Origin of the sequence: Pseudomonas sp. LG1E9 (assembly GCF_003290225.1) — a bacterium.
Taxonomy (GTDB): domain Bacteria; phylum Pseudomonadota; class Gammaproteobacteria; order Pseudomonadales; family Pseudomonadaceae; genus Aquipseudomonas; species Aquipseudomonas cyclaminis.
On the sequence record NZ_CP029983.1, the window covers coordinates 5,722,862 to 5,737,303 of the forward strand.

5 protein-coding genes are annotated in these 14,442 nt (G+C 61.5%); 3 read left to right on the forward strand and 2 right to left on the reverse strand.

Going from position 1 to position 14,442, the window contains the following annotated elements; genetic code table 11:
* The first annotated feature begins 29 nt into the window (after nucleotides 1-29).
* The 3 genes from ptsP (at nucleotide 30) to DNK50_RS26255 (ending at nucleotide 10,067) form a co-directional block, all read left to right on the forward strand.
* Complete coding sequence (gene ptsP, locus DNK50_RS26245; RefSeq protein WP_112196643.1) at nucleotides 30-2,543, forward strand: phosphoenolpyruvate--protein phosphotransferase; 2,514 nt, start codon at nucleotides 30-32, stop codon at nucleotides 2,541-2,543.
* 26 nt (nucleotides 2,544-2,569) lie between these two features.
* Nucleotides 2,570-4,261: an N-acetylglucosamine-specific PTS transporter subunit IIBC gene (gene nagE / locus DNK50_RS26250; protein ID WP_112196644.1), complete on the forward strand. Its 1,692-nt coding sequence runs from the start codon at nucleotides 2,570-2,572 to the stop codon at nucleotides 4,259-4,261.
* A 112-nt stretch (nucleotides 4,262-4,373) separates the two neighbouring features.
* The gene (locus DNK50_RS26255; protein WP_112196645.1) at nucleotides 4,374-10,067 is read left to right on the forward strand and encodes a membrane-targeted effector domain-containing toxin; all 5,694 of its coding nucleotides are present in this window, start codon (nucleotides 4,374-4,376) and stop codon (nucleotides 10,065-10,067) included.
* An 83-nt stretch (nucleotides 10,068-10,150) separates the two neighbouring features.
* Here the strand turns inward: DNK50_RS26255 and DNK50_RS26260 are convergent, their stop codons facing one another.
* A complete protein-coding gene (locus tag DNK50_RS26260) occupies nucleotides 10,151-10,462 on the reverse strand; it encodes a YqfO family protein (RefSeq protein WP_099585589.1) in 312 nt (103 codons plus the stop codon).
* 4 nt (nucleotides 10,463-10,466) lie between these two features.
* Nucleotides 10,467-14,363, reverse strand: a complete 3,897-nt coding sequence (gene purL, locus DNK50_RS26265; RefSeq protein ID WP_112196646.1) for a phosphoribosylformylglycinamidine synthase — start codon at nucleotides 14,361-14,363, stop codon at nucleotides 10,467-10,469.
* Nucleotides 14,364-14,442 lie beyond the last annotated feature (79 nt).

A 14,442-nucleotide genomic window follows, 5' to 3' on the forward strand; every position in this document is an offset into this window, starting at 1 on the left:
TCCGTCGTTTCCTGATGAGTACCGTGCCCATGCCCGACAATAATAATGACCTCACCCTCAGCGCCCCTCTTAGCGGACCGGTGCTGACCCTGGGCAACGTTCCAGATGAAGTGTTCGCCAGTGGTGCCATGGGCGACGGGATTGCCATTGACCCCCTCAACGACTGCCTGCATGCGCCGTGCGCTGGCGTGGTGACCCATGTTGCCCGTACCGGCCACGCCCTGACCATCCGCGCCGACAATGGCGCCGAAGTCCTGCTGCACGTGGGTATCGACACCGTCGAACTGCAAGGCGAAGGCTTCGCCTTACTGGTCAAGGAAGGTACGCGGGTCAGCAACGGGCAAGCCCTGGTGCGCTTTGACCTGGACCGCATCGCCCGCCAGTGCAAAAGCCTGGTCAGCCTGATCATTCTCACCAATGGCGAACAGTTCGAAGTGCGCCCGGTGGCGTTGAATACTGTGAAGGTCGGCGAGGCATTGCTGCGCATCGTCGCGCGTCAGGCTGGCGCCGTGCAGGCTGCGGTGGCCGACAACTCCCAGGCACATGCCAGCGCCAGCGTGCGCATCACCCATCGCGGCGGCCTGCATGCGCGCCCCGCCGCCCTGATCCGCAAGACCGCCCAAGGCTTCAGCAGCCAGTCGCAGCTGCATTTCGCCGGTAAATCGGCGTCGTGCGCCAGCCTGATGGGGTTGATGGGGTTGGGCATCGGTGAGCAGGACGAGGTACAGGTCACCTGCCAGGGCAAGGATTGTGATGCGGCGTTGCAGGCACTGGTCGCAGCGTTATCCGTTGCCACCCACGAAGAAGTGCATGCCCCGGTGATCGTCGCGGCGCGCCCGCTCAATACCGAAGCGGGCGTATTGCAGGGTGTCTGCGCAGCCCCCGGCCTGGTCTGCGGGCCGCTGTTCCGGCTCAACACCATCGAGCTGCCGCAGGACCCGGGTAACCATGCGCGTGATGAACAACTGCAACACCTGAACAGCGCCCTGGAACGGGTACGCGGCGAAATCCGCAATACCCTGGAGCACGCCCGCCAGCGCAAGGCCGTCGAGGAAGAAGAGATCTTCGCCGCCCATCTGGCCCTGCTGGAAGACCCGACACTACTGGACGCCGCCACTGGCGCCATCGAACAAGGTAGCGCCGCCACCCATGCCTGGCGCAATGCAATCCAGGCCCAATGCGCGGTGTTGCTAGGTTTGGGTAAACCCTTGTTTGCCGAGCGCGCCAACGATCTGCGGGATTTGCAGCAACGAGTATTGCGCGCACTGCTGGGCGAGGCCTGGCAATTTGAGTTGCCCGCTGGCGCCATTGTCGTCGCCCATGAACTGACTCCCTCGGACCTGCTGCAACTGAGCGCGCAAAACGCGGCCGGCATCTGCATGGCCGAAGGCGGCGCCACCTCCCACGTGGCGATCCTGGCCCGGGGCAAAGGTTTGCCGTGCGTAGTGGCATTGGGCGGCGAAGTGCTGGATGTACCGCAAGGCCAACGGGTGGTGCTGGACGCTGCTCATGGCCGCCTTGAACTGCACCCCGACGAGGCACGACACGCCGAAGTCCATCAGATCCGCGATGCGCAAAAGCTCAAGCGCCAGCAGCAACAGACCCTCGCCCGGACGCCGGCCCAGACCCTCGACGGCGTGGGTGTCGAAGTCGCCGCCAATGTGGCCTCCAGCAGCGAAGCACAGCTTGCCTTTGCAAACGGCGCCGACGGCGTTGGCCTGCTGCGCACCGAATTCCTGTTCGTTGACCGCCACACCGCGCCCGATGAACAGGAACAGCGCCTGGCCTATCAGGCCGTGCTGGATGCCATGGGCGACAAGTCGGTGATCATCCGCACCATCGACGTCGGCGGCGACAAGCAACTCGATTACCTGCCGCTGCCCGCCGAGGCCAACCCGGTGCTGGGCCTGCGCGGTATCCGCATGGCCCAGGTGCGCCCGGAACTGCTCGACCAGCAACTGCGCGCCCTCCTGCAGGTCAGCCCGCTGCAACGCTGCCGGATCCTGTTGCCGATGGTCAGCGAAGTCGGCGAGTTGCTGCACATCCGCCAGCGCCTGGATGAGCTATGTGCCGAACTGGAATTGACCCAACGCCCGGAACTGGGGGTGATGATCGAAGTACCGGCCGCCGCGCTGATGGCCGAACAACTGGCCGAACATGCGGACTTTCTGTCCATCGGCACCAATGACCTGTCGCAATACACCCTGGCCATGGACCGTGACCACGCCGGCCTGGCCGCACGGGTCGATGCGCTGCACCCGGCGCTGTTGCGCCTGATTGCCCAGACCTGCGCAGGCGCGGCGAAGCATAGCCGGTGGGTCGGTGTGTGTGGCGCCCTGGCCTCCGACCCGCTGGCCACTCCCGTGCTGGTTGGCCTCGGGGTGCGCGAGCTGTCCGTGAGCCCGCCGCAAATTGGCGAAATCAAGGATCGCGTGCGCCATCTGGACGCCGCGCAATGCCGGCAACGGAGCCAGGAACTGCTCAACCTGAGCAGCGCCAAGGCCGTTCGCCAAGCCTGTCACCGCCACTGGCCATTGAGCTGACAACAACAAGAAAAAGGAGACTCGCCATGTACCAACTGTTTATTGAAGGCCTGCAACGCCTGGGCCGTGCGCTGATGCTACCCATCGCGATCCTGCCGATTGCCGGCCTGCTGCTGCGCCTGGGTGACACCGACCTGCTGAACATCGCGGTGATGCACGATGCCGGGCAGGCGATCTTCGCCAACCTGGCGCTGATCTTCGCCATCGGTATCGCGGTGGGTTTCGCCCGCGACAATAACGGCACGGCCGGGCTGGCCGGGGCGATCGGTTACCTGGTGATGATCTCGACGCTCAAGGTGATGGATACCACCATCAACATGGGCATGCTCGCCGGTATCGTCAGCGGCTTGATGGCCGGCGCGCTGTACAACCGCTTCAAGGACATCAAGCTCCCGGAATACCTGGCATTTTTTGGCGGGCGACGGTTTGTGCCGATTGTCACGGGGTTCAGTGCGGTCGGGCTGGGGGTAATCTTTGGGCTGATCTGGCCGCCGATCCAACACGGTATCAATAGCTTCGGCGTGTTGCTGATGGAAAGCGGCAGCCTCGGTGCGTTTATTTTTGGTGTGTTCAACCGCTTGCTGATCGTCACCGGCCTGCACCATATCCTCAACAACATGGCCTGGTTTGTGTTCGGCAGTTTCACTGACCCGGCGACAGGCGCGGTGGTGACCGGCGACCTGACCCGCTATTTTGCTGGCGACCCGAACGGCGGCCAGTTCATGACCGGCATGTTCCCAGTGATGCTGTTCGGCCTGCCCGCCGCGTGCCTGGCGATGTACCGCCACGCGTTGCCGGAGCGCCGTAAAATCATGGGCGGGATTTTCCTGTCGATGGCCCTGACATCGTTCCTCACGGGGGTGACCGAACCCATCGAATTTGCGTTCATGTTCCTCGCGCCGTTCCTGTTCCTGCTGCACGCGCTGTTGACCGGCCTGTCGATGGCCGTCACCAACCTGCTGGACATTCACCTGGGCTTCACCTTCTCCGGCGGCTTCATCGACATGGTGCTGGGCTGGGGCAAATCCACCAACGGCTGGCGGGTGGTGCCGGTCGGCGTGGCGTATGCACTGATCTACTACAGCGTGTTCAGCTACTGCATCCGCCGCTTCAACCTCAAGACGCCAGGACGCGAAGACATCGTCGTCGCACAGGCGCAAACCATGACCGACAACCAGCGCGCCAGCGCGTATATCAGTGCGTTGGGCGGTGCAGAAAATTTATTGAGCGTCGGTGCTTGCACGACACGGTTGCGTTTGGACCTGGTTGATCGCAACAAAGCGGCAGACACGCAACTGAAAGCGCTGGGCGCCATGGCAGTGGTACGGCCAGGCAACGGTGGCAGTTTGCAAGTGGTGGTCGGGCCGATGGCGGACAGCATTGCGGATGAGATCCGACTGGCCATGCCGTCGTTTGCCGCGACTGCGCCCGTGGCGGTTGCGCCTGTGGATAAGCCGGTCGAGGTGAATGTGCGGGAAGCCGAAAAATGGCTGGATGCCTTGGGTGGCCGGGCGAATGTGCGCCAGTTGGAAGTGGTGGCGATGACGCGCTTGCGGGTGGAGTTGGCAGATGACTCAGGCTTGTCTGAAGCTGATCTCACTGCGCGGGGCTGCCTGGGTGTACGCCAGCTAGAAAGCGGTGTCTGGCACCTGTTGATGGGTGACAAGGCACCCGGATTGGGTCAAGCGCTGGAACGATTGGTCAAGTGCCAGGCCTGAAGCGGTAGTGGCTGCAGGCTAGCGCCCAGGCCTGGCCCACCTATATACCGCCCACCGCCAACCCAGCTTTTCCATGCTGACGACTCTACTCCTCAGCATGGAAAACGGGCCTATGAGCACCGCTGACGTTACACCCCCTTCCTACGACGCGATCAAAGGTGATATTGCCAACATCGCCCGTCATTTACTGAAGGTCGAGCTGCCGCGAATCGGGCAAAAATCCTCGGCCTCGCTGGCCTTCCTCGAACAACTGAACACCACACTCATATCCGCCAACCGGGTGTTTTTCAAAAACAGTCGCGCCGCCTTTGAGGCGCTCGCCTCGGCCGACCTGCACACCGATGACGGCCGGCGAGTGCTGGACGCGCTCAAGCGTGAGCTGGCGCAGAGGCTGTCGGACCTGGAGGCGCGTGACCTGATCTCGAATCAGTCGCGCAAGACATTCATGACCTATACCGCCGGTTTCACTGCCCTTGAACATCAGGCCAAACTGGGCGTCGAGGATCGCCTGTTGCACCGGGATGACTTCAAGGACGTGCAGAGGCTGAGCCTCGGCCCGCAGTTGCGTCCCGCGGCGTGGGCCCTGACGTTCCAGTACCAGGAGCACACCGTAGAACTGGCTGGTGCGTTTATCATCAGCTTACCGTTCGTGGCGCCGGTCAATGACCTGGCAACCTCAGCCTTGCCCGGCAGGGTCTTGTTGTTCACTCCCGTTCGCGGCCTGGAAGCCTTTGACTCATTGGGTGAACTCAACGCCCACTTGCTGCACGTCAACGAATTCAGCCAACTGCTCCCGGCGCGTTACCAGCATTTGCCGACGGTCGCGATCTGGCCGCTGGCCCTCTCGCCCATCAGCGACAAGCCGCTGTTCGAACACAGTTACGACAGCCTGCTGGAGAAACGCCGCCAGGACATCGAATGGGCATTGAACACCGCCGACAACCCAGCCAACAGCGCAACGCAGTTGATGCAGCGCCTTGAACGTGCGCTCCAGCAGACGCTGCCCGACCTGACGGCCTACCTGGAGCTGCGCGCCCAGGCATTATTGGAGCGACACTTGCGCCTGAGCGCTCCGGATTGGTATCGCAGCGCCAGCGTTACCCGGCGGCAGCTGCTCGCCGAGCACCTGGCCAGCTACAACGAGGCACGCCAGAACCTGCTGGACCTGTTCGGCCCCGCCGCCACCCCGCACGCCCTGGCGCGTTACCAGTTGCTCGAACGCCTGAGTGATGACCTGGACATTCACGATCTCGATCCCCAGCAACTGCACATCAGCACGCGTCGCCACGTGGCCAACGTCGGCGAATACGACGATCACAAAAATCTTGTCGAACTGGCCCTGCGAGGTCTGCACACCCATGATGAAGAACCGGGTAGCGCGTTTCTCACGAACACCCGGCTCACCTATGCCGGTGAGCCGCTTGAGGATGATTATGGATCGCTGACACCCGCGTATCTGGTTGAAGTGCTGACGCAACTGCAACCCCGCCTGGACTTTGCCAACGTTCAAAAATCCATCCAGCAACAGCCGCCGCTGAAAACCGCTATCGAGCGAATGCTCGACCAACGCATCCAGGCACTCGCGTATCTGGCCACGTTGCAGGGCCATATCAACGATGACGATTACCGCCTCGTACAACGCCTGCGTGAAGGCAACGATGCGCAGCTGGAGGCGTCGAGTGTGTCGTTTCACGGCGCGCAACTGCGCGATCTGTGGGTGTTGCGCCAGCGCGATGCCAACGGAGCGATCCAGCGTCTGTTGCTGTGCACGCCCGATGCGCCGAGCGGCATGCAATGGCAGAGGTTCAACAAAGAAGTCGACCTGCGGGCGCATATCCTCGGCTGGTGCCTGCACAACGGCACACCCGGCATGAGCGAATACGTATTGCAGCAGGTGCCTTTGCGTTTTCAACCCAAGCTGAAACAGCTGCTGACCGGCCTGAGCTTCAAGCCAGCGGCAAAGGAGCATGAAGAAATCACCTTCAATGCGCCGTGCAATCACGCCCAATGCCTGACGATCATGGCGGAGCATCTGCTGAGCCGGCGAATCGATGATTACGATTACGCCACGCCGGCCTGGTATCGCTCGACGACGGCCGATCTGCGTAAAAAACTGGCGACCCAGGCCGACGACGCCGTCGGCGCCCAAGCCCTCTATCAGGCAGATACTCGATCAGAGGCGCACTTCCCGGCCTTTGAAACTTACGTGCACCAACAGGCCAAGGCACAACTAAACCGCCTGCTGAGCCGCGCGCAAAACGATATCGATCCGGATACCGTCTGGGCCTACGTCCCGCCTGAATTATTCGTAAAGCCCTCGGCGCCCATCAGCTATACGCAGTTGTTTCGTGACGGGTACGCCGACGGGATAGGCTTTATCAACGAGCAGTTTTCCCGGTCGGCCCGCTTCAAAGGCCCTCCTGGGCTTGATCTGAGCGCCTTGAGCCCGGAACAGGTGGCGCGTTCGGTCACGGGAGTCTGGATTGGCGAGCGCTATATCAACCTCGTCAAGTCGAAACTGCTCGACGAAACCCAGGCCGACTATCACTACCGACGCAACGCCACCTTGGCAATCACCCAGTTGCAATTGCGCAACGCCGCGCTGGAGTCGCGCTTGCTCGGCGACATTGCCGGGGTGGATCTGGACTGGCTGGAACGCAGCATCGATGCCATGGGCGACACCTCGGCCTCGGCACGCAGCACCTATCCGATCCATCGCCTGATGATCGAAGGCGATTGGGTGATCGGCTGCTACCTGTTCAGCCACGCCGACAACCCGGTCTTGCTGTACACCCCGCAAGCCCCCGACGGCATCAGCTTTCGCGAAGCCCGGCAATTCAACTATTTGCTGAAAAAAACCAAAGGCATGCCCGGCTATCTGATGGAGCGCGTCGGCCTGCAGTCGCAGATGCGTGTCCGCACTTTTTTGCAGCGGGCTGCGGACAACCTCCCCGAACACATCGACAGCACCAGCCGCAGCACAGCGTTCTACGACTCGATCCACGCACTCCCCGGTGTGCCCGATCTGCGCAGACTGCTGTACAACATGAACATCCAGCGCAAAATCGACAACGTCAACGCGACAACCGTCAGCCGTACGCAGATGATCAGCGGCATTCTGTGGACTTGCGTCGAGTTGCTGGCAGCTATTGCCACCGCGCCCTTTCCCGTTGTCAGCCTGAGCGTGGGCGCATTGCTGGCGTTCAAGGACGGCATGCTTGCCCTGCACGCCTACAACCAGGGTGACGCCGGTGCGGCGCTCGGGCATTACATCGGGTTTGTGCTCAATACCGCTGGCGCGCTGGCCACCGACTTGCGTCCGGCGCTGGGCATCCTTGCCAAAGCGAGTCGGCCGCTACGCCAGGTCGCACGGACCGCCGAACAACGCCAGGCCATGCAGTTGATCGAACAGCTGGACCCGCCGCCCCTCACCCCGGCCACAATGCAGCCAGTCATCCATGAAGGCCAGTTACTCTGGGCGCCGAAAACACCTGACCCGATCGGACGCTACCTGCTCTACCGCGATGATCCCACCAGCGGCAGACTGGTGTCCACCAGCCGTCTGGCGGCGCCGGATGCCGACGGACGTTGGGTACGTACCGGCGTGAAGGGCGGTGCCCCAGGACCTAAATATGAAAAGGTCCCCGAACCACTGCAACCCTTGGATCCGTACGAAATTCCCAAAAAGCACCTGCCCGAATTTGAGTTGATCCTCAACCCCGAATCGGTCAAACGGTTTCTGCGCCAACAAGCCGATTACGCTGAGCGGACCCGATTCTCTCTGGCCCTGCTCAACCAGCCCGCCTATGAGGCGTATCAAAAACAGGTCGCGAACCTGGCCAACGATGCGAAAAATTTCTTCACCTACCTGGACATCCCGCCGCCACGCGCCGACGTGTTGGCGCTGGAGGCCAGCACGCCTCACCGCACGCTGATCAAACAGCTGGTGGGCGAAAACAAAGGCCTGGTCATCGGCGAAATTCCCAGCTCCATTGCCATCAAAAAATTCCTGATCGACAACCTCGACGCGTTCGTCGGGCAGAACATAAAACGCCTCTACCTGGAATACATACCGGGCGATGTGTTCGCGCCGAAGCTGGCAAAGCTCACGCCTGGCCGGTCGTCAATGCACCTTGATAGCCACCTCAACACCCTCGACGAGACTTTTGGCTTCAACAGGCATTCCCATTATTCGTACGCCATGCTCATTAAAACCGCGCGTAAAAAAGGCATCGCCATCAAGGCGCTGGACGCCACCACCTCGTACAAGCTCGACGATGCGCTGATGTTCGGTGACACGCCGCCCACTACGCCCCGGACCAACGACCTCAGAAACTTCTACTCGCATAAAGTCATTGAAGCCGACATCGCCGCTCACCCGGATGACGGCTGGATTGCACTGGTTCATCAAACCCGCATGAGCACTTTCAATCAGATTCCGGGCATGGCCGACCTGCAAAAAACCATCGCCCTGCGCATAGAAGATGTGGGGCCCAACCAGCCGGTGGGGATCTGGGCAGATACCGCTGGCGGCATACCGGAAGACGCACTTGCCAAAGCCGACTACCGACTGACGATGCGCACTTCCTACAAAGGCATCGCCACTGCCGGGCCTTCAACAAGTCCGGTATCGCCTTCGACAAGCGTGCTTGCCAAGTTCGACCTGCCTCCCGAGTTTCACGACCGCGTGCTGCAAATGATCCGGCACCCAGATGGGCTGGACACCCGCTATGTTCCCTCTGACGCTGAAGGTCGCCGCGCAATCAGTGCCTTTAAAGAAACCCGCCTTCGGCTGCAGGATCACGCGCAGACATACTTTAAGAACCGGACGGCGACTGCCAGGTCCGCCTTGCCTGAAATAAAACCCGATACCTCGGCCGACACGTTCATCCGTCAGATTTTCAAACGTGACGCCGCAGGATTGGTGATCGGCGAAGTTCACAGTGACCAGTCGAGCAAGGCGTTCCTGATCAAGCACATGAGTACGTTTGAGCAACTGGGGGTCAAGACGCTCTATTTCGAACACCTGCCAAGCGACCTGTTCCAGCAGGATCTGGATACGTTTTTCAAGACCGCCCTGTTGAACAGAAAACTGGAACAGTACCTGGCAGCGCTGAACAGGGGACACATGCTCGGGTACGAGGGCGGTAGTCACTTCACCGCTGTCATCGAGAAAGCAAACAAACACGGGATTCGCATCAAGGCGCTGGACTGCACAGCCAGTTACTACCTCAAAGGTCTTGTGGACAGTGAAGGCCTGAACCGCAACAGCCTCTTCAGCTTTTATGCATCACAGGTGATCGAGGCCGACCAGGCCGCACAAGGCGCTCACAAATGGGTGGCCTTTGTCGGCAATGCCCACACCAATACGAACAAGGGTGTACCCGGGCTGGTGGAGTTGCATGATGCGGTCAGTCTCTACGTACGGGACGTTGCGCCGTCACCGCCCACCGGTATCCACCCCGATACCTGGGAGATCAACACGGGCCTGAAACCCGGTGCCGCCCGAAGCGATTTCACCTTGAAAGTCGGTGTAGAAGGCCGGCGGTCATCGCCGTTCTTCACCAAAGCCGACAGGTCGCGATTAAGCCGCCCTGGGTACTTTCTGATCGAAAACCCTTCAAGCACTGAAATGAACCTGCTGCATCATTCCAGCAGCGGTGAAATTGTATCGACCCCTATCCAGATCGACGATAACGGGTTGTTTTTCATTGATCGTTGGCACTTGAAGGACAAGCGCTTCATCTCGCCAAAAACCCTGGAGAGCGCCCTCAGGTTTGAAGTCAACTTGACACCCGCCCCGTAAAACTGCGACTACGGTCACCAAGCCAATAAAAAACCCGCCGGCCCAAAGGGCTCGACGGGTTTTGTGTTGCTGCAGTACCCGGATCAGAAATCCGCCAACTGCCACACCTCATAGGCCGGTGTCTCGTAGGGATGGCTGAGCTTCAACGCGGCCACAACGGCCTTGATCAACGCATCCGCCACCACCAGCTCAACCTTCCATTCCTCGACTGCTTCAACTTGCCCGACCTGGCCAATAAACGGCTGGCTGCCGTCCAACGCCCGGAACTGGCCCTGGCCCAGCACTTGCCAGGCGCAGCTGTCGTAGTCGCCGATGCGCCCGCCGCCAGCAGCGAAGACGGCGGTTTTCACCGCCTCTACATGGCTGTCGGGCACAAAGAAGGCGAGCTTGTACACCGTCTTAGTTCACCCAGACGCGCGCGTTGCGGAACATACGCAGCCAGGCGCCGTCTTCGTTCCACTCTTCCGGGCGCCACGAGTTCTGCACGGCGCGGAACACACGCTCCGGGTGCGGCATCATGATGGTCACTCGACCGTCGCGGCTGGTGAGGCCGGTGATCCCGCGCGGCGAGCCGTTCGGGTTGGCCGGGTAGCTTTCGGTGACCTTGCCGTGGTTGTCGACGAAACGCAGAGCCACGGTGCCGGACAGATCGGCTTCGAGCAGTGCTTCTTCGCTTTCGAACTCGGCATGGCCTTCACCGTGGGCGATGGCGATCGGCATGCGCGAACCGGCCATGCCTTGCAGGAAGATCGAGTTGGATTCCTGCACCTGCACCATGGCCACACGGGCTTCGAACTGCTCGGAACGGTTGCGCACAAAGTGCGGCCAGAACTCGCTGCCCGGGATCAGTTCGCTAAGGTTGGACATCATCTGGCAACCGTTGCACACACCCAGGGTGAAGCTGTCGTTACGTTCGAAGAAACCCTGGAACGCATCGCGGGCACGGCTGTTGAACAAGGCCGACTTGGCCCAGCCTTCACCGGCACCCAGCACGTCGCCGTAGGAGAAACCACCGCAGGCCACCAGGCCTTTGAACTCGTTGAGGTCAACGCGACCGGCGAGGATATCGCTCATGTGCACGTCGATCGCATTGAAGCCGGCGCGGTCGAATGCAGCCGCCATTTCCACCTGGCCGTTGACGCCCTGCTCACGCAGTACGGCAACCTGTGGGCGAATGCCTTTCTTGATGTAAGGCGCGGCGATGTCCTGGTTGACGTCGAAGCTGAGCTTGGTGCTCAGGCCCGGATTGTCTTCTTCCAGGATCACGTCGAATTCCTGCTCGGCGCAGTCGGCGTTGTCACGCAGGCGTTGGATCTGGTAGCTGGTCTCGGCCCACTGGCGTTGCAGCAGGCGGCGCTGGCCGGCAAACACGGTATCGCCATTGAACGAGATATTGATTTCGCCGTTGTTGATCGGCTGGCCGATCACCGCCACGCAATCGTCCAGGCCAGCGGCGCTGAATTGTGCGAGTACATCCGGGGTGGCGTCCTGGCGCACCTGGATCACGGCGCCCAACTCTTCGTTGAACAGGATGCCGTTGATTTCGGCAGCATCCTCGGCAACGCTGTCGAGCACGATGTTCAGGCCGCAGTGACCGGCGAACGCCATCTCTACAACGCTGGTCAGCAAACCGCCGTCGGAACGGTCGTGGTAAGCCAGCAGGTGGCCGTCGGCGTTAAGGCCCTGGATCACGGCGAAGAAGGCTTTGAGGTCTTCGGCGTCGTCGACGTCCGGCGCGTGTTTGCCGAGCTTGCCGTGGGTTTGCGCGAGGATCGAGGCACCCATGCGGTTCTGGCCACGGCCCAGGTCGATCAGGATCAGATCGGTGGTGCCCTTGTCCATGCGCAGCTGCGGGGTCAGGGTCTGGCGGATGTCGGTGACCGGTGCAAAACCGGTAACGATCAGCGACAGCGGCGAAGTCACGCTCTTGTCGGTACCGTCTTCGTTCCAACGGGTGGCCATGGACATCGAGTCCTTGCCCACCGGAATGGTGATCCCCAGCTCCGGGCACAGCTCCATGCCGACCGCTTTGACCGTGTCGTACAGGCGTGCATCTTCACCCGGGTGACCGGCCGCGGACATCCAGTTGGCCGACAACTTGATGTCGGACAGCTTGCCAATACGCGAAGCAGCGATGTTGGTGAGGGTTTCACCAATGGCCATGCGGCCCGACGCCGGGGCGTCCAGCAAGGCCAGCGGGGTACGCTCGCCCATGGCCATGGCTTCACCGGTGTAGACGTCAAAGCTGGTGGCGGTCACGGCAACGTCAGCCACCGGCACCTGCCATGGGCCGACCATTTGGTCACGGGCCACCAGGCCGGTGATGCTGCGGTCGCCGATGGTGATCAGGAAGCTTTTGCTCGCCACGGCCGGGTGATGCAGCACACGTTCGATGCTGTCGGCCAGTTCCAGGGCGCTTGGGTCGAAATCATCGCCCAGCTCGGCTTCACGTACCGCCGAACGGTGCATGCGCGGGGCTTTGCCCAGCAGCACTTCGAGCGGCATGTCCACCGGGCTGTTGCCGAAGTGGCTGTCTGTAACCGTCAGTTGCGGCTCGGCTGTGGCTTCGCCGACCACGGCAAACGGGCAACGCTCGCGTTCGCAGATGGCCTGGAAGCGCGCGAAGTCTTCAGGGCCGACGGCCAGCACATAACGCTCTTGGGATTCGTTGCTCCAGATTTCGTGCGGGGCCATGCCCGGCTCGTCGTTTGGAATGTTGCGCAGTTCGAAACGACCACCACGGTCGCCGTCGTTGACCAGTTCCGGGAAGGCGTTGGACAAACCACCAGCACCGACGTCGTGGATAAAGCTGATTGGGTTCTTGTCACCCAACTGCCAGCAACGGTCGATGACTTCCTGGCAGCGACGCTCCATCTCTGGGTTTTCGCGCTGTACGGAAGCAAAGTCCAGGTCCGCCGAGCTGGTGCCGGTGGCCATGGAAGAAGCCGCGCCGCCGCCCAGGCCGATCAACATCGCCGGGCCGCCGAGCACGATCAGCTTGGAGCCGACCAGGATCTCGCCTTTCTTGACGTGTTCTTCACGGATGTTGCCCATGCCGCCGGCCAACATGATTGGCTTGTGGTAGCCGCGCACTTCATCACCGTGAGGCGTGGTGATGGACTGTTCGAAGGTACGGAAGTAACCGGTCAGTGCCGGGCGCCCGAATTCGTTGTTGAACGCGGCGCCGCCCAGCGGGCCTTCGATCATGATGTCGAGGGCGGTGACGATGCGCTCAGGCTTGCCGTACGGCACTTCCCACGGCTGTTCAAAGCCAGGGATCTGCAGGTTGGACACGGTGAAACCGGTGAGGCCCGCCTTGGGCTTGGCGCCACGGCCGGTTGCGCCCTCGTCACGGATTTCGCCGCCCGAACCGGTGGCTGCGCCTGGGAACGGAGCAATCGCGGTCGGGTGGTTGTGGGTTTCGACCTTCATCAGGATGTGCACCGGCTCCTGTACCGCGCCGTACTGGCGGGTCTCCGGGTCCGGGAAGAAGCGGCCGGCGACGGAGCCGACGATGACCGAGGCGTTGTCCTTATAAGCCGACAGAACGCCTTCGCTGTGCATCACGTAGGTGTTCTTGATCATGCCGAACAGGCTTTTTTCCTGGCTCTGGCCGTCGATGTCCCAACTGGCGTTGAAGATCTTGTGACGGCAGTGCTCGGAGTTGGCCTGGGCGAACATCATCAGTTCGATGTCGTGGGGGTTGCGCTGCAAACCGTTGAAGGCGTTGACCAGATAGTCGATCTCGTCTTCGGCCAGGGCCAGGCCCAGTTCGGTGTTGGCCTTCTCCAGGGCGGCGCGGCCGCCGCCGAGCACATCAATCGCGGTCAGCGGCTTGGGCTCGGCGTGGCTGAACAGACCGGCGGCCTGTTCGAGCTGGCTGACGATGATCTGGGTCATGCGGTCGTGCAGGCTGCTGGCGATCAGCTCGGCCTCGGCATCGCTGAACTGGCCGGCGACGTAGAAGGCGATACCGCGCTCCAGGCGCTGGATTTTGTCCAGGCCGCAGTTGCGGGCAATGTCGCTGGCCTTGCTCGACCAGGGCGAGATGGTGCCGAACCGCGGCAGAACCAGGAACAAGCGGCCGGTAGGCTCTTGAACGGGAACGCTTGGGCCGTACTTCAGAAGGCGTGCCAGCACTTGCTGTTCGTCGGCGGTCAATACGCCGGTAACGTCGGCGAAGTGAGCAAATTCAGCATACAGGCCTGTAACCGCTGGAACCTTCTGGCTCAGTTGTTCAAGGAGTTTGCTGTGGCGAAAGGCAGAAAGGGCAGGAGCGCCGCGCAGGATCAACATCTTCGGGACAGCCTCGGGAAGGGGTGTGCTTTGAGGCCGTGCATTCTAGCGTAAACCATCGCTAACGGCACCCGAAACG

What these genes read in the sequence shown, in the direction of transcription:
- nagE (WP_112196644.1), top strand. Translation starts at nt 2,570, where the DNA reads ATGTACCAACTGTTTATTGAAGGCCTGCAACGCCTGGGCCGTGCGCTG.
- DNK50_RS26255 (WP_112196645.1), top strand. Translation starts at nt 4,374, where the DNA reads ATGAGCACCGCTGACGTTACACCCCCTTCCTACGACGCGATCAAAGGT.
- purL (WP_112196646.1), bottom strand. Translation starts at nt 14,363, where the DNA reads ATGTTGATCCTGCGCGGCGCTCCTGCCCTTTCTGCCTTTCGCCACAGC.
- ptsP (WP_112196643.1), top strand. Translation starts at nt 30, where the DNA reads ATGCCCGACAATAATAATGACCTCACCCTCAGCGCCCCTCTTAGCGGA.